This window comes from Actinomadura macrotermitis (assembly GCF_009604375.1).
In the GTDB taxonomy this organism is placed as follows: Bacteria; Actinomycetota; Actinomycetes; order Streptosporangiales; family Streptosporangiaceae; genus Spirillospora; species Spirillospora macrotermitis.
Genome location: NZ_WEGH01000002.1, coordinates 547395 through 565272 on the forward strand (window position 1 = coordinate 547395; position 17878 = coordinate 565272).

Sequence of the window (17878 nt, forward strand, 5' to 3'; positions counted from 1 at the left end):
CCTGCCCTCTCAGGAGGCCGCCTCAGCCCAGGTAGTCGCCGATGCCCTTGGCCAGCGAGTCGGCGATCCGCTGCCGGAACGCCGCGTCCGACAGCTTGGCGGCGTCGCCCGCGTTGCCCATGTTGCCGCACTCGATGAAGATCTTCGGCACCGTGGACAGGTTCAGCCCGCCCAGGTCGTCGCGCCGGTCCAGCGCCTTGGTGCCGATATAGGTGGAGTAGGGGACGCCGGTCCCGGCGTGGTAGGCGTCGCGGACCGCCAGGCCCAGCTTCTGCGACGGCACGACGATCTTGGCGTTGTGCCCGGCGACCAGGGCCGGCTCGATGATGTGGAAGCCGTGCCCGGACGCGGGCGCGCCGTCGGCGTGGACGGAGATCGCCGCGTCGGCCCTGGCCTTGTTGCCGATCGCGGCCCGCTCGGTGATGCACGGCCCGACACCGGAGTTGCTGTCGCGGGTCATCACCACCTTCGCGCCCTGCGCGGTCAGCAGCTTGCGCAGCCGCAGCGAGACGTCCCAGGTGAAGGCCGCCTCGGTGTACCCGGCCTTGGTCTCGGTGCCGGTGGTGTCGCACTCCTTGTGCCCGTTGCCGACGTCGACCTGCTTGGCGATCTCGGACGGGTGCGACGCGTTGCCCCCGTTGTGCCCCGGGTCGACCAGGATCGTCTTGCCGCGCAGGCCGCCGCCCTTCGGCTGCGGGCTCGGCGGCGCGGCGGTGTCGTCCACGCTCGCCCTGGTCGTCGAACCGGCCGTCGGCGGCGCGGCACTCTGCGCGCCGGGCTTGGCGCCGTCGTCCGAACCGCCGCAGGCGGCCAGGGCGCCGAGGCAGAGCGCCAGTCCGGCGGCCGCGCGGCCGCCCCGGTGAATCAGCACAGACTCGTCTCCCGATATGAGTTCGTTACAAACCAATCATGTCAGTCTGCACACCGGCGGGTCTTCCTCAAAACCAGGGCGGGTAAAACGACGGCCGTGATCCCCGCCCCCTGCCCGGGGCGCCGGATCACGGCCGTCTCACTTCGCGTCGCTCAGCGCACCGGGTCCTCCCTGCCGAGGAGCGCGGCGAGCGCGCGCGCCTCGTCCGCGTCCAGGCCGAGCACCACGCGGGGCCGCCCCCACGGATGGTCGATCGAGTGCGCCACATAACTGGCGACCGACTCCGAGACCTGCCCGGCCAGGCCGCGCGCGTGCCGCCACTCCGACCAGGCACGCTCCAGCTCGCTCGCCGCATGCTGCGCGCACGACACCAATTCCGGATCACGCACGGTTGTAACCCCCTTGGGTGACACGCCAGGCGGCCTCCCTGCGAGGCCGGCCGGGCGCGCGGTTCCCCCCACTCGCCGAACGGTGTGCCCATTAACCCTCCGCGGGTTGCGCGCCGACCCGCGGAATGCAGGATTCTTGATCGAGCTCTTACCGTTCCGTGTGGAGGTCCGGCCCCGGGGCGGACCGGCGCGGCCCCCGCCCGGGAGCGGGGGCCGCGCGTCCTCGGGTCAGGCGGTCCAGACGGTCTTGACCGGGCTGCAGATCTCCCAGGTCCAGGTGTTGTCGACGCACTCCTGGACGGTGACCTTCCGCAGGCCGGCGCCGCCCATGTTCGTCCAGGTGTGGTAGCGGTTGTCGGCCGCCACGTTCAGCTTCACCTTGGTGATGCTGCCGGCCACGGTGCCGTACTTGACGACCCAGACGTAGGCGCCCTTGCGGTCGGCGGCGGTGTCCTTGGCGGTGACGTGCACCTCGGCCTTGTTCCGGCTGATGGTGCGGCTCTTGCCGGAGGTCGCCACTCCGGCGGCGCCCGGCTGCAGGGTCCAGGACTTCCAGGCCCCCACGGCGGCCGCCCGGGCCTGCTCGGCCGGCGCGGCCTGGGCGGGCGCGGCCAGGCCGGCGACGGCGGCGGCGGTGGCCGCGCCGAGGGAGAGGGTGAGCATCGCGCGGGCCGTCTTGTGCGAACGCATCGAACGCCTTTCGTCGGAGGGCGGTCACGGCCTCCCCGTTCTGCCGTGCGGAGCACGGCCCGGCCGGACCAAGATCATTATTAGCACGGATCACGTGAATCACGGAAGTCGTAATATTCGGATTCGATAAGATTCGCGCTCATGACGTCCGGTGACATCGAAGAACCGCCCGGCAGGGACGAGGTGCTCGCCCAGCTGGCGGTGCAGGGCCGGCTGCTGCACCTGGCGATGACAGGTCTGACGACGGCCGCGGCCGCCAGGTTCGGACTGCAGGTGATCGACCACCAGTGCGCCGGGCTGCTGCACCACACCGGCCCGATGAGCGTGGGCCGGCTGGCCGAGCTGGCCGGGCTCACCCCCAGCTCGGTCACCGGCGTCGTCGACCGGCTGGAGCGCACCGGCCGGCTGCGCCGCGAACCCGACCCGAACGACCGCCGCAAGGTCATCCTCATCCCGCTGCGGCCGGTCGAGGTCGACGAGGCCTTCCGCGGCCTCGCCGAGCAGTTCCAGGCCATGTACGCCCGCTACAACGACCAGGAGCTGATCCTGCTGAACGACTGCCTACGGCAGATGACCGACCACATCCGGGGCCACATCACCACCCTGCGCGAGCAGCGTTAACTCCAACTTTGTGAGGGGATGCCCCCGCGGTCGGGCCCGGGCGCGCCCGGCGCTCGCACCGGACACGCCCGAACCCGAGCAGGGGACTCCGTCCCCCGCACCCCCGGACCCCTTCGGGGCGCATCGCGAACCCGGGGGCTTTCGTGGGTTATTCGGGGGCTCTGCCCGTGCTGGATCTGATGACCAGGTGGGGGACCACCAGGTTCTGCCTCGCCACGCAGGACGGGTCGGCTATCCGGGAGGTCAGCATCTCGGCCGCCACCTTGCCCATGTCGCGGCGGGGCTGGTCCACGCTGGTCAGGGAGATGTGCCGGATCGCGGCCAGATGGGTGTTGTCGTAGCCGACGATCGACACCTGCCCCGGGACCGGGAGCTCCAGCTCGTCGGCGGCCGACAGGGCGCCCGTGGCGACCAGGTCGTTCGGGGCGAAGATGGCGGTCGGGCGGCCGGGGCGGGACAGCAGGGCGCGGGCCGCGCGGTAGCCGCCCTCCTCGGTGAAGTCGCCCGGTTCGACGACGATCTCGTCGGCCAGGCCGTGCCGCCGCATCGCCTTCTCGTAGCCGGCCCGGCGGTAGCGGGCCGTGGTGGAGGGGGCGCCCTCGATGTGCGCGATCCGCCGGTGGCCGAGTCCCACCAGGTGGTCGACGGCGAGGCTGGCGCCGAGCTCGTCGTCGTCGACGACGATGTCCACGCCCACCACGTCGCGTTCGCCGACCACGACCACCGGGACGCTGGCGGCCGCCTCGCGCAGGGAGGCGGGGACGACGCTGAGCAGCACCAGGCCGTCCACCCGCATCTCCAGGAAGGACTCGACGGCCTCGGCCTCGAAGAGGGGGTCCCAGCGGCCGCTGCCGACCAGCATGCGCAGGCCCGCGCCGTGCAGGCTCTCCTGCAGGCCGTCCAGGAACTCGGCGAAGAAGGGGTTGTGCAGGTCGGCGACGATCGCGCCGATCAGCCGGGTGCGGCCCTCCACCAGGCTGCGGGCGACCGCGTTCGGGCGGTAGCCGAGCTCGCGGGCGGCCTGCAGGACGGCCTGCCGGCGCCGCTCGCTGACGTGGGGCGAACCGCGCATCACCAGCGACACCAGGGACTTGGACACGCCCGCGCGTTCGGCGACGTTGCGGATCGTGGGCTTTTGGGCCGGGACCGGCCTGCCCTCCGGGCCGCGCGGCGCGGGGACCGCGTCCTCGCGCGTGGGACTGTCTTCACCAGCTGACATGGCACTCCGTCCAGGGGGCCTGCGGGTCCTGCCACAAAGGCGCGGCCGGTCCCGCGAAGGGGGCCGGCGCGCCTTCCTCACTCGGGAGGAGTTGCCATGATGCACCGCCTTCTCCCCAAATGGTCGCAACAGGGAGTAACGGACGGCCGTCAATGCCGGTTCGGGTCTGGGGTGTTACGGGGCACCACGGCGTTCCCATAGATGGCGAATCGCCCCTTTCGGGAGAAAAGTCCTGGTGTCAAGGCCGCTCGGCGGCGATCGCCGGCCCCCGCCGCTCGGATACCCTGCCGAGGTGGCAGATCGTGCAGCGGCCGGCGACCAGGCGGGCAACAAGCAGAGCGCCCCGTCCGCGCGCGCCCGGCAGGGCGGCGCCGGGCGCGGCAGGCGCAGGCTCAGCGTCGACGAGCGCCGCGACGAGCTGATCGAGGCCGCGCTGGAGCTGTTCAGCACCCGCCCGCCCGAGGACATCTCCATCGACGACGTCGCCGCCGCCGCCGGGGCGTCGCGCGCGCTGGTCTACCACTACTTCGGCGGCAAGTACGAGCTGTACATCGCCGCGCTCGGCAGCGCCGCCAAGCAGCTGTCGGTGCTGCTGGAGCCGCCGACCGAGGGCACCCCGCTGGAGCGGCTGCGCATCTCGCTGAAGCGCTACTTCGACTTCGTGGAGAGCCACGCCGCGGGCTTCACCGCGCTGCTGCGCGGCGGCCCCGCCGACCGCTCCGGCGAGGTCGGCGAGATCGTGGAGAGCATCCGCGAGCTGCTGCTCGGCCGGATCCTGCACGCGCTCTGCATCGAGGTGCCGCCGCCGGTGCTGCGCATCACGCTGCGCTCGTGGATGGCGTCGGTGGAGACCGCCGGGCTGGACTGGCTGGAGAACCGCGACCTCACCCGGGCGGAGCTGGAGGGCCTGCTGGTGGACCAGCTGATCGTGCTGCTGCACGTGGCCGGCAACCACGAGCCGTCCATCGCCGAGCTGTTCGAGCAGCTGGTGCGGGAGGAGTTCGGCGCCGGGGACACCGCGTCCTGACCGCCGCCGGGCATGCGAACGTCCCGCTCGCGGGAGCACCCGTCCCGTCACCGGAACGCGTGATCGCGAACGGGACCCCCGTTCGACGTTGAGCGGCCCAGGACCGCGATTCTCGGATGATCGTGGTCCTGGACCCTTCGTTCAGGAGACCTCTGCCGCCTCCTCGCGCGCACCTGGCAGGCGAGGTCGTGCAGCGGCCCCCTGACCGCCCCCCGTTGCGGTGTCGGGTACGTCCGGCGGGCCCGCTGGGGCGCCCGCCGGCCGGAGTGCGTTACTCCGAACGCTGCTGCGGGATCCCCGCCAGCAGCGCCCGCACCTCGGCCTCGCGGTAACGCCGGTGTCCCCCCAGGGTGCGGATGGACGTGAGCTTGCCGGCCTTCGCCCACCGCGTGACGGTCTTGGGGTCGACGCGGAACATCGTCGCCACCTCCGCCGGCGTCAACAGGGGCTCGGCCTCTGGCGTACGTGCTGACATGATGTGCGGCCTCTCCTCCGTGGACCGATGACAGCGATCCTGCGATTGATCCTCGCGCGGACTTAGATGTCCCCTATGGCCCAAAAGAGCCACAATGACATCACAACGTGTAACCTTGCCACCACTGAACGCAACAAGCAAGTACCTGACGGTACGCCGTCAACGGTGCGACCGCTTCGCGGTCGTTCCCGCCGGACTGCATGCTCCGTGGTCACTGGGTCACGCTGCGTGATTCTAGCTACACGTATAGTCGTATGGCACAGGGATTCGGGAAATTTGTTTCAGTTCGCCGATTCGAGGGCGCGCACCGGCCGCCACCGGTCGACCAGCCGCTGGTACATCGCCACGGCCAGCTCACCCTCGCCGCGCGCCATCGCGGCGAGCGCCACGCCGGTCTCGGCGACCGACTCGTCGGCGCGCAGCGCGGCGTCGTCCAGCAGGTGCACCAGGCCGCCGTAGTCCAGCTCCACCAGCGCCCGCGGATGGAACCCCGCCAGCCAGTGGCCGAGCGTTTCCAGCCGCCCCGCGGTGAGCGAACCCTCCCCCGGACCGTCGCCAAGAGTGTCGCGGACGACAGGGAGCGCGGCCGCGACCCGGCGGCGCGCCTCGGGCATGGCGGTGACGTAGACGAGGGTGCGCGCCGGGACCGCCGTGGCGGGGACGCGGCCGGCCGGGCCCTCCTCCTGCGCCGCGGGCGCCTCCCGGTCACCGGGCGGGCCGCCCAGCACCAGGCACCGCTCGTCCGCCGCGAACGGCACGAACCACGTCAGCGGAACGTGCCAGGTGCTGGACAGGATGTGCGGCTGCAGCGGCCGCCCGGCCCGCTTCCAGCGCTCGAACTCCCGCGCCGCCCGCTCGGCGACGACCGGCGGCACGAACGCCGCCGCCAGCGCCAGCGAGTGCTCGGCGCGGAACCGGTCGAAGGCGAGCCAGGAGCGCAGCCGCGTCTCCCACGGGCAGACGTGCACGGTGTCGCCGACGCGCCGGACATAGGCGTCGCGGCTCTCCCGCTCGGGCGCCACCTCGGGCGGGACCGCGACGAGGCGCCGCGCGGCCTCGGCGTGCTCGGCGCCGAGCGCGCCGGCCCGGCGGGGGCGCCGCCGCGAGTCGGCGTAGACCGTCCACAGGGTCCGCGCGGGCTCGGGAAAGGCGGTCACCGGCTCGTATACCCGTAGGTAGGCGGCGTACGGAAACACCATCGCATCGTGACACGAGTCCGGCCGCAGGGCCGGGACCTCGGCCGTGTCCGAGACCGTAGTGTCACCTCGGATCCACCGCACCTGGGGGGCCATGCACGCGGGAGCGCGCTCGACGCCGCCTCCGTGAGTTCCGCCGCACCGGTGCCCGCGGTAGTGATGGCCGTCACTCTTGGCCTTAGCATGACCATGACGCTCGTTTCCGCCCCACCACCCCCAGGGGCGGGAGCACCTGCATACCCGCAGGTCACGATAGGAAAGGTACCCATACCGTGCCTAATGTCTTCGGGTCGCCCCACAAGGGCAACGACTCCCGACACGAGCAGGTCGTCTTCTGCCAGGACGAGGCCAGCGGCCTGCGGGCGATCATCGCCATCTACTCCACCGCGCTCGGGCCCGCGCTCGGCGGCACCCGCTTCTACCCCTACGGGACGGAAGAGGAGGCGCTCGCCGACGTGCTGAACCTGTCCAAGGGGATGGCCTACAAGAACGCCATCGCCGGGCTGGACCTCGGCGGCGGCAAGGCCGTGATCATCGGCGACCCGGCGACCGACAAGTCCGAGGCGCTGCTGCGCGCCTACGGCCGGTTCGTGCAGTCGCTGAACGGCCGCTACTACACCGCCTGCGACGTCGGCACCTTCAGCGAGGACATGGACCTGGTCGCCCGCGAGTCGCGGTTCGTGACCGGCCGCACCGTCGCCAACGGCGGCGCCGGCGACTCCTCGATCCTCACCGCGTTCGGCGTGTTCCAGGGCATGCGCGCGGCCGCCGAGACCGTCTGGGGGACGCCGTCGCTGCGCGGCCGCCGGGTCGGCGTGGAGGGCGCGGGCAAGGTCGGCCACCGCCTCGTGGAGCACCTGCGCGACGACGGCGCCGAGGTGGTGCTCTGCGACGTCAGCGAGGCCGCGATCGAGCGGGTGCGCACCCGCCACCCCGACGTCGAGGTCGTCGCCGACAACGCCGCGCTGATCGCCGCCGGCCTGGACGTGTACGCCCCCTGCGCGCTCGGCGGCTCGCTGAACGACGAGACCGTGCCGGTGCTCACCGCAAAGATCGTCTGCGGGGCGGCCAACAACCAGCTCGCGCACGCCGGCATCGAGAAGCAGCTCGCCGACCGCGGCGTGCTGTACGCCCCCGACTACGTGGTCAACTCCGGCGGCGTGATCCAGGTCGCCGACGAGATCGGCGGCTTCGACTTCGAGCGGGCCAAGGCGCGCGCCACCGGGATCTACGACACCTCGCTGAAGATCTTCGGGCTGGCCGCCGACGAGGGCGTGCCGCCGGCGGCCGCCGCCGACCGGCTCGCCGAGCGGCGGATGGCCGACGTCGGGCGGCTGCGGGGCATCCTGCTCTGACGCCCGGCTGCGGGGCCCGCACGCGCCCGTGTCGCCCTGAGTCAGTGAACTCGCCAACACCCGATACACTGGGCATCTCCGCAACGAGCGTGCCGCCACGTACTGACGATGTACCGAGCCGGGCGCAAAACGGGTACGGTTGTACTCGTGACTGACGCATGGCTCATCAGGCACCGGTTCGTGTGGTACACGCGCGCGTTGATGGGCCCACGAAAGCCCTGACCATCGAGGGGGTCGAGCCAATGGGTCGCGGCCGAGCCAAGGCCAAGCAGGTAAAGGTTGCCCGCCAGCTCAAGTACAACAGCGGCGGCACAGACCTCGACCGCCTGAAGAACGAGCTGGGGGTCAACGACTCCCCCGTCGATGACTACGACGAGCTCGTCGAGAAGTACGCCGACTACGCCGACGACTACGGTTCCGAGGACCGCAAGGACGGCACCACGGGCCGGTAGAGCGCTCGACAACACGCCGCCGCCCGGTCGCAGCACCGGGCGGCGGCGTTTTTTCGCGCCGGATGTCCCTCAGGGCGAGGCCAGGGCCCGGCGCACGCCGTCCTCGGAGCCGCCGAGCAGATGCGGGTCCGGGCGGAATGTGACGCTCGTCACCGCCTTCAGCATCGCCAGCGGTTCGCGGGTGTAGCCGGTGACGGTCGCGCCGGTGCGGCCGCCGCCCATGCTGTCGTCGCCGACGCCCCAGGCGTCCAGCCCGGCGGCCCGGCAGAGCGCGACCGCGCGCGGCAGGTGGAACTCCTGGGTGACCACGGTCAGCCGGGTCACCCCGAAGATCCTCTTGGCGCGGGTGCAGGAGTCCCAGGTGTCCAGCCCGGCGAAGTCGCGGACGACCTTGCCCTCGGGCACCCCGTGCGCGACGAGGTAGGCGCGCATCACGGTCGGCTCGTCGTAGCCCTTGGTCCGGTTGTCGCCGGAGACCAGCAGCACCTTGACCTTGCCGCGCCGGTACAGGTCGGCGGCCAGGTCCAGGCGGCGGGCCAGCAGCGGCGACGGCGTGTCCCCCCAGATCCCGGCGCCGAGCACCAGCGCGACCGGCGTGGCCGGCACCGCCTCGGCCGACCGCCGGTATCCGGCGGTGTCGGCGTACGCCCAGCCGAGCGGGGCGAGGACGGCGTAGGCGCCGAGTCCCGCCGCCACCGACAGCGGCGCGGCCCAGCGCCGCAGCCCCGTCCAGAGGTTCCTGATGATCACGTGGGTTGTGACGCTCGGGCGCCGGTTCGGGTTCAGCGCAGCACGGCCTTGCCGGTGCCTTCGACGGTCTCGCCGAGCACCCACGCCGGCACGCCGCGCCCCGCCAGGATCCGCAGCGCCTCGTCGGCCGCCTCCGGCGCGACGATCGCGGCCATCCCGACGCCGAGGTTGAAGGTCTTGTCCAGCTCGGCCTGCGGGACGTCGCCGTGCTCGCCCAGCAGCGTGAACAGCGCCGGGACCGTCCAGGACGACCGCGCCAGCACCGCGTCCACCGTGGCGGGCAGCGAGCGGGCCAGGTTGGCCGCCAGGCCGCCGCCGGTGATGTGCGCGAACGCCCGCACGCCGCCGGACCTCTTCAGCGCCAGGCAGTCCTGGGCGTAGATGCGGGTCGGGGTGAGCAGCTCCTCGCCGAGCGTGCGGCCGAGCTCGGCCGGCGTCGACTCCAGCGTCAGGTCCGTGGTGGCCAGGATGTGGCGGACCAGGGAGTAGCCGTTGGAGTGGATGCCCGACGAGGCCATCGCGATGACGGCGTCGCCGGCCCGCACCCGCTCCGGGCCGAGCAGCTCGTCGGCCTCCACCACGCCGGTGCCGGCGCCGGCGATGTCGAACTCGTCGGGGGCGAGCAGGCCCGGGTGCTCGGCGGTCTCGCCGCCGACCAGCGCCGCGCCCGCGATCGCGCACCCGTCGGCGATGCCGCCGACGATGTCGGCGATCCGCTCGGGCACCACCTTGCCGCAGGCGATGTAGTCGGTCATGAACAGCGGCTCGGCGCCGCACACCGCCAGGTCGTCCAGGACCATGCCGACCAGGTCGTGCCCGACGGTGTCGTAGATCCCGAGGCGGCGGGCCAGGTCGACCTTGGTGCCGACGCCGTCGGTGGAGGTCGCCAGCAGCGGGCGGCGGTACCGCAGGAACGCCGAGGCGTCGAACAGCCCGGCGAAGCCGCTGGCGTCGTCCACCACCTCGGGCCGCCGCGACTTCGCCACGCGGGCCTTCATCAGCTCGACGGCGCGCTCACCGGCGGCGATGTCGACGCCGGCGGCCTCGTAGGAGGTGCTCAATGGTGTTCCCTCGGCTCGACCCGCTAGCGGGTGGGCTCCAACAGGTGCTTGCCGCGCGCGTCCTCCTCGACCGGGATCGGGTAGACCCCGTCGAAGCAGGCCCGGCAGAGCCGGTCCTTGTCGATGCGCGAGGCGGCGATCAGTTCGTCCAGGGAGATGAACCCCAGCGAGTCCGCGCCGATCCAGGAGCGGATGCCCTCGACGTCCAGCCGCCCGGCGATCAGCTCGGCGCGGGTGGCGAAGTCGATGCCGTAGAAGCACGGCCACGACACCGGCGGGCTGGAGATCCGCACGTGCACCTCGGCGGCGCCCGCGTCGCGCAGCAGCGAGACGACCTGGCGCTGGGTGTTGCCGCGCACGATCGAGTCGTCCACCACCACCAGGCGCTTGCCCTCGATGGCCTCGCGCAGCGGGTTCAGCTTGAGCCGGATGCCGAGCTGGCGGATGGTCTGGGACGGCTGGATGAACGTCCGGCCGACGTAGGAGTTCTTGACCAGGCCCTGCCCGTAGGGGATGCCGGACGCCTCGGCGTAGCCGATCGCGGCCGGGGTGCCCGACTCGGGCGTCGGGATGACCATGTCGGCCTCGACCGGGTGCTCCATGGCGAGCCGGCGGCCGACCTCGACGCGGGTGGCCTGCACGCTGCGGCCCGCGATGGTGGTGTCGGGGCGGGCCAGGTAGACGTACTCGAACAGGCAGCCCTTCGGCCGCGCCTCGGCGAACCGCTCCGAGCGCACGCCGTCGGCGTCGATCGCCACCATCTCGCCCGGCTCGATCTCCCGGACGAAGCGGGCGCCGACGATGTCCAGCGCGGCGGTCTCGGAGGCGACGACCCAGCCGCTGTCCTCCCACTGCCCGAGCACCAGGGGCCGGATGCCCTCGGGGTCGCGGGCGGCGTACAGGACGTTCTCGTCCATGAACACCAGCGAGTACGCGCCCCGGGTGACCGGCAGGATCTCCCGGGCCGCGGCCAGCGGGCCGCCCTCGCGGGTGGCCAGCAGCGCCGTCAGCACCTCGGTGTCGGTGGTGGCGGTGAGCTCGCCGCGGTCCAGCTTCCGGGCCAGCTCGGGGGTGTTGATCAGGTTGCCGTTGTGGGTGAGGGCGAGGCCGCCGTGCCCGGTCGAGCGGAACGTCGGCTGGGCGTTCTCCCAGGTCGGCGAGCCGGTCGTGGAGTAGCGGCAGTGCCCGACGGCCAGGTGGCCGCGCAGGGTGTTCAGCACCGACTCGTCGAAGACCTGGGCCACCAGGCCCATGTCCTTGAAGACGACGATGCGCGATCCATCCGACACCGCGATGCCGGCCGATTCCTGGCCGCGGTGCTGGAGCGCGTACAGGCCGTAGTAGGTCAGCTTGGCGACCTCGGCCCGGCTTGCTTCGGTTGGGGGGACCCACACGCCGAAGACCCCGCAGGCGTCCTGTGGGGCGCGGTCGGAGGGGTCGATGTCGTGGCTCAGTCGTCCGTCACGGAGAGGCACGCCCGCCAGTGTAGAGGCCACCTCTACCTGCTCCGATCGGCGCGGCTCCCTTAAGCGACCTTTACCCGCGGCTTCCCCGGGGCGGAGGCGGGGCGCGCCAGTCTGGGGGCCGACAGGGGGAGGACGCATGACGATGCCCGGCTACCGGGCCTACGCACCGCCCGCGGCGCCGCGCCGCGACGGGCCGGCGAAGGCCTCCCTGGCGCTCGGCGTCGCCGGCCTGCTCGGGCTCGCGTTCTGCCTGCTCGGGATGCTGCCGGCCCTGGCGGGGCTGGTGCTCGGCGTCCTGGCGGTGTCGCGCGGCACGTCGGCGGGGCGGACGGCGGTCGCCGGGATCGTCTGCTCGGCGCTCGCGCTGCTGCTCGGCACCATGGCGCTGTACTGGCTGCTCAGCAAGGCCGCCGGCTGCGCCGACGAGGGGCGCTATCCCGACGGGGACGCGCGGGCGCGGTGCGTGGAGCGCGAGTTCCCGTTCGCCCGTGCCTCCGCCGCGCGCTAGACCGCGCGCGATGAGACGAAGCTCACCCGCGGGTCAGCCCGGTTCGGCGAGGACGCGGACGGCCTCCTCGTCCAGCGCGGACGCGTAGACGCGCACGTCGGCCAGCAGGCCGGTCAGTCCCGGCCGGCCCGGTTCGGCGCCGAGGTGGATCGGCCCGGCCGGGGTCACCACCGGGTGCTCCAGCGGGACGGCCACGTCCAGCTCACCGTCGAGGTACAGGAACATGCCGCCGGTGTCGACGACGAGCGCCACGTGCGCCCACTCCCCCGGGGTCAGCCGGCGGTGGCTGTCGACGAACGCCGGGCCGCGCGAGGTGAACAGCTGCACCCGCAGCCGCGGTTCGTCGGGGTAGAGCCAGATGCCGATGCCGCGCGCGTCGTGCTCGGCGACCTGCTTGTAGAACAGGCCGCGCCACTCCCCGCCTGGCCCGGCGGTGAGGTCGACCGAGAACGCCACCGCGAACCCGAAGAGCTGGCTGAGCACCAGGCGCGGCGCGGCGGCGACCACGGCGCGGCCGGTGCCGTCCAGGCGGAGCGCGCCGCCGGCGGGCCCGGGCACCACCTCGGCGTGCCCGTCCAGCACGGCGGGCGGGCCGCCGCCGATGACGTCGCCGACCGTGCGGCCGTCCACCTGCGCCACCTCGAAGGTCCAGTGCGCGACGAGCATGAGGGGTCACCTCCGTGTGCCCCCGATCGGCGGTCGTTGGGCACCACGGTTTCAGCGCGGCCGCACCGGCACAAGGCCGCGGCCACACTATCCGGCTAATCCAGCGGAATCGGGAGATATGCCGAAAGGTCGGCACGAGCGCCGCTGGCCCGCACCCGGCCGGTTTCCAGCGCCTCCGCCCAGGTCAGGCGGCCGGCGGCGAGCGCGATCCAGGTCTCGCCGTCCATCTCCACCACATTCGGCGGGGTTCCCCGGGTATGGTGCGGGCCGTCGACGCACTGCACCGCCGCGTGCGGCGGGACCCGGACCTCGACCGAGCGCCCGGGGGCCAGCTCGGCCAGCCGGTCGAGCAGGAACCGCACCGCCCCCTTCACCACGGGGCGGGCCGCGCCGGCACCGGAGCCGGGCGCCGCCAGCACGGTCTCCAGTGCGGCCCGGCGCAGGTCGGCGGGCTCGTCGCCGCCGCGGTGCGGCGGCAGGCCGAGGGCGGCCCGCTGCTCGTCCAGGACGGCGCGGGTGAGCGGTGATCGGGACATCGGCGCCCACGCTACCGGGTGGCCGGGACACCGTGTTCGGCATCACAACCCGCGCTGAACCGGTAAAAAGGGACGGGTGTGAACGAGGGGGCGCACGGTCCGGAAAGCGGCGGCCACCCCCGGGACGGGCGAGGATCGCAGCGGGGGACAGGGTTCGGAGGACGCCGGGGGGCGCCCGCCGGCGGAACACGGAGGTTCTTCAGATGACCGAGGCGCTGCCTCTGCAGCCCGGTGATCCGCGCCGGCTCGGCGCGTACGAGATCACCGGCCGGCTCGGCGTCGGCGAGCAGGGCGCCGTCTTCCTCGGCCGCCCCGCCGGACCGGCCGGCCGCCCGCCGGTCGCGGTCAAGCTGCTGCACCGCCGGCTGAGCGGCGAGCCCGCCGCGCGCGACCGGTTCGTCCAGGCGTTCCGGCGCGCCCGCGCGGTGTCGGGCTTTTGCACCGCGGCGATCCTGGACGCCGAGGTCGACGGCGAGCGCGCCTACGTCGTCAGCGAGTACGTGGACGGCCCCTCGCTCCAGCAGCTCGTCACCGAGGAGGGCCCGCGCGGCGCGGCCGTGGTGGAGCGCCTGGCGGTCGGCACCGCCATCGCGCTCGCCGCGGTGCACCGCGCCGGCGCCGTGCACCACGACTTCAAGCCCGGCAACGTGCTGCTCGGCGCGGTCGGCCCGCAGGTCACCGACTTCGCCATCGTGGCGGCGCTGGAGGCCGTCAACGCGGCCGCCGGCCACCTGGCCGAGGACCCCGGCTACCGGGCGCCCGAGCAGCTGAGCGGCGCGGGCATCGGCCCGGCCGCCGACGTGTTCGCCTGGGCGGGCACGATGCTGTTCGCCGCGACCGGCGCGCCGCCGTTCGGCGACGACTCCACCTCCGAGGTCATGCAGCGGATCGTCTACGACGACCCGGACCTGTCGGCGCTGCCGGAGTCGCTGCGCGAGATCGTCGCCGACGCGCTCGCCAAGGAGCCCGCCGAGCGGCCGACCGCGCGGGTGCTGCTCCGCCGGCTGCTGGCCGAGGACGGCCCGCTCGCCGCCCGCATCCCCGCCCCGCTGGTCGCCGAGGGCCGCGCGCTGGCCACCGGGCCGGTCACCGCGCAGCCCGCGCCCGAGCCGGTGCCCGCAGCCGCGCCGGTCCCCGGGCCGGCGCGGGAGGAGGCGGACGTCCCGACGCAGGCGATGGCGGCGCTGCCCGCGGCGGTGCCCGCGCCGGCGCTGGCGGCCGCGCCGCACCGGGCGGGGGACGACCCGGGCGACCGGGCGACCGCGATGCTGGAGCGGCCCGTCCCGCCGCCTTCCGCGGACGACGGCACCACGGTCATCCCGGGCATCGGCGCCGAGCCGCCCCGCGGCGAGACCATCGTCTTCGGCCGGCTGAACAAGCCGCGCCGCGGCAACCACGTGCTCGGCGTCGCGCTGTCGCTGGTCATCGGCGTGGTGGTCGGCATCGCGATCATCACGCTGGTGCTGCTGCCGCAGCTGAAGGGCGACGACGACCCGCGCCCGGCCCCCGCCGGCGCCGGCGGCGACCGGCCGGTGACCTCGATCCCGCAGTCGTTCGCGGGCACCTGGAAGGGCACCGCGACCAACCGGCGCAGCGGGGTGTCCTTCCCCGTCGAGGTGACGTTCGAGGCGGGCGCCCGGACCGCGCGGGCCTTCTACCCCAAGGAGCGCTGCACCGGCACGCTGGCGCTGACCCGCGGCACCGGCAGCAGCCTGGAGATGGCGCTGCAGATCGGCAAGCCGTGCAGCAGCGGCGCCGTCCAGGTGGCGCGGCGGCCCGACGGGACGCTGGATTACACCTGGAGCAAGAGCCTGCCGGGGACGCCCGGCTACCAGGGCCGGCTCAGCCGGAGCTGAGCCGATTTATGTCCACATAGACCGCAATGCCAGTTTGAATCCACTAAGGTGCCTCGGACGATGCCCTAGATCTTCGACGCGGGCGCCGGACCGGCCCGCGCGCACCTAAGGAGAACCCCCCTTGCGGGCTGCCTACCGGAGGGCGCTGCTGGTCGGCGCCGTCGCCACCGCCGTCGGCACCGCCGCCGCGCTCCCCGTCCTCGCCGCCGACCCCGACGACTCCCTCGTCAAGGTGACCGCCGCCGCCGGCGGCACCCCGATCGCCGGCCAGTACATCGTGACGATGAAGGACGGCGCGTCCCCCCAGACCGCCGCCGACCAGGCCCGCGCGGCCGCCGTCAAGAAGTTCGACGGGGTCCTCAACGGCTTCGTCGCCAAGCTCGACCGCACCCAGCTGGACCGGCTGCGCCACGACACCAAGGTCGCCGCGATCGAGCAGGACCAGGTCATCAAGGCCTCCGACGTGCAGAAGGCGCCGCTGCCGTGGGGCCTGGACCGCATCGACCAGCGCAGGACGCCGCTGAACAAGGCCTACTCCTACAAGGCCAAGGCGGCCAACGTCACCGCCTACGTCATCGACACCGGCCTGGACGTCAAGCACCGCGAGTTCGGCGGGCGCGCCGCGATCTCCTGGACCGCGCCGGAGTTCAACGGCGACGGCCGCGACTGCAACGGGCACGGCACCCACGTCGCGGGCATCCTCGGCTCCAAGACCTACGGCGCCGCCAAGAGCGTCAAGCTGCGCGCCCTGCGCGTCCTGGACTGCAACGGCGAGGGCGCCATGTCCAGCCTCGTCCTCGCCGCGCAGTGGCTGCGCACGCACGCCGCCAAGCCCGCCGTGGCGAACATGTCGGTCGGCGGCCCCCGCTCCAAGGCGCTGAACACCGCCGTGGAGAACCTGTCCCGGTCCGGGGTGTTCGTCTCGGTCGCGGCCGGCAACGACCGCGTCGACGCCTGCAAGGTCTCCCCGGCCGGCGCGGGCTGGGTCGAGGCGGTCGGCGCCACCTCCTCCCACGACAACCGGCCGAGCTGGTCCAACTACGGCAAGTGCGTCGACATCCACGCGCCGGGCGTCCACATCACCTCCACCTGGCCGAACAACGGCAAGAAGATGCTGGACGGCACCTCGATGGCGACCCCGTACGTCAGCGGCGTCGCGGCGCTCTACCTGTCGGCCCACCCGAAGGCCTCCTTCCCGGAGGTGCAGAAGTGGCTGCGCGACAACTCCACCAAGAACCGCGTCGGCGGCCTGCCCCGCTACACGCCGAACCGGCTGCTCTACAAGGGCGGCCTGTAACACCCATCACGTAGGATGAGCCGGCCCCCTGGCCAGGGGGCCGGCTTCGTGAACCTCACGCCGCCCCACCCTCCCCAGGGTTTAACCTTGGCGAGGTGCCGGACGGTTCCTTACAGTTCATTGGCATTCGGTCGGTGACTCGCCCCGCCCAGCGGGGCAGGCTGGCCGCACAGCCGAGTCCCGCGGCGTCCAGCCCGGGAACCGGGGACCCATCGCCGGGCCGCCACGCGCGCCCGGCCGGGGTGAATTCGCGTCGGCAGCCAGCCGGCGGCGATAGGGCGGCCTCCGCGCCCGAACCCGTCAGCTAACCCGGTAGGCGATCGAGGAGAGGAGACGACCGTTGGAGACCCCCAGCTCCACCGGCCGGCGCCGCCGCCGCGCGGCCCTGGCCCTCACGGCCCTGACGCTGACGACCGCGAGCCTCGTCCCGACGGCCGCCGCCGCACCGGCCACCGCACCGGCCGCCGCCGCCGACCCGGGTGACAACGGGCGCCTCCGCAGGCTGAACGCGCAGGCCGACAAGCTGGAGAAGGCCTACGGCGGCGACCTGGCCAAGCTGCAGGACGCCCAGTTCGGCGTGAAGAAGGCGCTGGCCAACTCCAAGAAGCTGAAGCAGGACCTGGACGCCGCGCAGGCCCTCGTCGCGCAGATGGCCGCCTCCCAGTACATGACGGGCGGCGCCGACCCCTCGGTGCAGGTGCTCGCCGCCGGCGACCCCTCCGGCGTGCTCAGCTCCGCCAGCCTGGCCAGCCACGTCGCGCAGAACCAGGCCAACAAGGTCGCCCAGATCCAGCAGCTGATCACCGCCCAGGAGCAGGCCCGCGCGCAGACCCAGCAGAAGATCGCGGCGCTGCAGAAGGAGATCGACGACCTCGTCGCCCAGAAGGGCCGCATCAAGGCGCTGCTGAAGAAGTACAAGCCCGAGTCCCCCACCTCGGGCATGGGCGGCGTCACCCCCCGCATGCTCAAGGTCAAGAACGTCATCGACACCGAGTTCGGACCGTTCCCGATCATCGGCTGCTACCGCGGCGGCGCCGACGCCCAGGACCACGCGCTCGGCCGCGCCTGCGACTTCATGGAGAGCAGCGGCGGCTCGATGCCGACGGCGGCCCGCCAGCAGAACGGCGACCAGGTCGCCGCCTACGCGATCGCCCACGCCGACGAGCTCGGCATCAAGTACGTCATCTGGAAGCAGCGGATCTACACCATGCACAGCCCCGGCTGGCGCAGCATGGAAGACCGCGGCGGCATCACCGCCAACCACTACGACCACGTCCACATCTCGGTCTTCTGATCCCGCGCCCCCGCCCGACTTCAGATAAACACGGTTGTACATTCGATCTATCGGCTGATAGCTTCGCGCCGTGATAGAGCCGGCCTTTTCGAGATCCGAAACATATCCCCGGCCGGCTCCGCGGGTTCGTTCATCAGAGCGCGAATGGC

General features: G+C 73.0%; 19 protein-coding genes and 1 riboswitch. Of the genes, 8 read left to right on the forward strand and 11 right to left on the reverse strand.

The window, feature by feature from the left end; all coding sequences use genetic code 11:
* Positions 1-22 precede the first annotated feature (22 nt).
* The 3 genes from ACRB68_RS14370 to ACRB68_RS14380 form a co-directional block, all read right to left on the reverse strand.
* On the reverse strand, positions 23-871 hold the full coding sequence (locus ACRB68_RS14370) for an N-acetylmuramoyl-L-alanine amidase (RefSeq protein ID WP_328594198.1): 849 nt from the start codon (positions 869-871) through the stop codon (positions 23-25).
* A gap of 152 nt (positions 872-1023) precedes the next feature.
* Positions 1024-1260, reverse strand: coding sequence for a hypothetical protein (locus ACRB68_RS14375; protein ID WP_328594200.1), 237 nt, complete (start codon positions 1258-1260; stop codon positions 1024-1026).
* A gap of 228 nt (positions 1261-1488) precedes the next feature.
* Positions 1489-1950, reverse strand: coding sequence for a hypothetical protein (locus ACRB68_RS14380; RefSeq protein ID WP_153532989.1), 462 nt, complete (start codon positions 1948-1950; stop codon positions 1489-1491).
* A 141-nt stretch (positions 1951-2091) separates the two neighbouring features.
* On the opposite strand from ACRB68_RS14380, the gene ACRB68_RS14385 reads away from it, so the two are divergent.
* Entirely contained in the window at positions 2092-2571 is a 480-nt protein-coding gene (locus ACRB68_RS14385) for a MarR family winged helix-turn-helix transcriptional regulator (RefSeq protein WP_207709694.1), read from the forward strand.
* A 148-nt stretch (positions 2572-2719) separates the two neighbouring features.
* Here the strand turns inward: ACRB68_RS14385 and ACRB68_RS14390 are convergent, their stop codons facing one another.
* A complete protein-coding gene (locus tag ACRB68_RS14390) occupies positions 2720-3790 on the reverse strand; it encodes a LacI family DNA-binding transcriptional regulator (protein ID WP_153532990.1) in 1071 nt (356 codons plus the stop codon).
* A 292-nt stretch (positions 3791-4082) separates the two neighbouring features.
* On the opposite strand from ACRB68_RS14390, the gene ACRB68_RS14395 reads away from it, so the two are divergent.
* Positions 4083-4817: a TetR/AcrR family transcriptional regulator gene (locus ACRB68_RS14395; RefSeq protein WP_328594201.1), complete on the forward strand. Its 735-nt coding sequence runs from the start codon at positions 4083-4085 to the stop codon at positions 4815-4817.
* A 271-nt stretch (positions 4818-5088) separates the two neighbouring features.
* On the opposite strand, the gene bldC is transcribed toward ACRB68_RS14395, so the two are convergent.
* Both bldC and ACRB68_RS14405 read right to left on the reverse strand, forming a co-directional pair.
* Positions 5089-5292: a developmental transcriptional regulator BldC gene (gene bldC, locus ACRB68_RS14400; RefSeq protein WP_012850682.1), complete on the reverse strand. Its 204-nt coding sequence runs from the start codon at positions 5290-5292 to the stop codon at positions 5089-5091.
* Between the two features lie 281 nt (positions 5293-5573).
* Positions 5574-6488, reverse strand: a complete 915-nt coding sequence (locus ACRB68_RS14405) for a hypothetical protein (RefSeq protein ID WP_328594524.1) — start codon at positions 6486-6488, stop codon at positions 5574-5576.
* Between the two features lie 272 nt (positions 6489-6760).
* On the opposite strand from ACRB68_RS14405, the gene ACRB68_RS14410 reads away from it, so the two are divergent.
* Complete coding sequence (locus tag ACRB68_RS14410; RefSeq protein WP_328594202.1) at positions 6761-7843, forward strand: Glu/Leu/Phe/Val family dehydrogenase; 1083 nt, start codon at positions 6761-6763, stop codon at positions 7841-7843.
* 242 nt (positions 7844-8085) lie between these two features.
* Complete coding sequence (locus tag ACRB68_RS14415) at positions 8086-8295, forward strand: DUF3073 domain-containing protein (RefSeq protein ID WP_153534827.1); 210 nt, start codon at positions 8086-8088, stop codon at positions 8293-8295.
* 69 nt (positions 8296-8364) lie between these two features.
* Here ACRB68_RS14415 and ACRB68_RS14420 read toward each other — a convergent pair whose 3' ends face one another.
* Genes ACRB68_RS14420 through purF form a run of 3 tightly spaced genes read right to left on the reverse strand, consistent with a single transcriptional unit; the run spans position 8365 to position 11581 of the window.
* Positions 8365-9045, reverse strand: a complete 681-nt coding sequence (locus tag ACRB68_RS14420) for a SanA/YdcF family protein (protein ID WP_328594203.1) — start codon at positions 9043-9045, stop codon at positions 8365-8367.
* A 32-nt stretch (positions 9046-9077) separates the two neighbouring features.
* Complete coding sequence (gene purM / locus ACRB68_RS14425) at positions 9078-10106, reverse strand: phosphoribosylformylglycinamidine cyclo-ligase (RefSeq protein ID WP_153532993.1); 1029 nt, start codon at positions 10104-10106, stop codon at positions 9078-9080.
* A gap of 23 nt (positions 10107-10129) precedes the next feature.
* Positions 10130-11581 (reverse strand): amidophosphoribosyltransferase, encoded by a 1452-nt coding sequence (gene purF / locus ACRB68_RS14430; RefSeq protein ID WP_328594204.1) that lies wholly within the window; start codon positions 11579-11581, stop codon positions 10130-10132.
* 127 nt (positions 11582-11708) lie between these two features.
* Here purF and ACRB68_RS14435 point away from each other — a divergent pair, with 127 nt between their 5' ends.
* Positions 11709-12080, forward strand: a complete 372-nt coding sequence (locus tag ACRB68_RS14435) for a hypothetical protein (protein ID WP_153532994.1) — start codon at positions 11709-11711, stop codon at positions 12078-12080.
* Between the two features lie 33 nt (positions 12081-12113).
* Here the strand turns inward: ACRB68_RS14435 and ACRB68_RS14440 are convergent, their stop codons facing one another.
* A complete protein-coding gene (locus ACRB68_RS14440) occupies positions 12114-12746 on the reverse strand; it encodes a LamG domain-containing protein (protein WP_153532995.1) in 633 nt (210 codons plus the stop codon).
* A gap of 95 nt (positions 12747-12841) precedes the next feature.
* Complete coding sequence (locus tag ACRB68_RS14445) at positions 12842-13282, reverse strand: sterol carrier family protein (RefSeq protein ID WP_153532996.1); 441 nt, start codon at positions 13280-13282, stop codon at positions 12842-12844.
* Positions 13283-13485: 203 nt separating this feature from the next.
* Here ACRB68_RS14445 and ACRB68_RS14450 point away from each other — a divergent pair, with 203 nt between their 5' ends.
* The 3 genes from ACRB68_RS14450 to ACRB68_RS14460 all read left to right on the forward strand — a co-directional run bounded on the left by ACRB68_RS14450 (position 13486) and on the right by ACRB68_RS14460 (position 17729).
* Entirely contained in the window at positions 13486-15138 is a 1653-nt protein-coding gene (locus ACRB68_RS14450; protein ID WP_153532997.1) for a serine/threonine protein kinase, read from the forward strand.
* A 121-nt stretch (positions 15139-15259) separates the two neighbouring features.
* Positions 15260-16435 (forward strand): S8 family peptidase, encoded by a 1176-nt coding sequence (locus tag ACRB68_RS14455; protein WP_153532998.1) that lies wholly within the window; start codon positions 15260-15262, stop codon positions 16433-16435.
* A 171-nt stretch (positions 16436-16606) separates the two neighbouring features.
* Positions 16607-16770, forward strand: a riboswitch (cyclic di-AMP (ydaO/yuaA leader).
* 5 nt (positions 16771-16775) lie between these two features.
* Positions 16776-17729 (forward strand): coiled-coil domain-containing protein, encoded by a 954-nt coding sequence (locus ACRB68_RS14460; RefSeq protein ID WP_153532999.1) that lies wholly within the window; start codon positions 16776-16778, stop codon positions 17727-17729.
* The last annotated feature ends 149 nt before the right edge of the window (positions 17730-17878 follow it).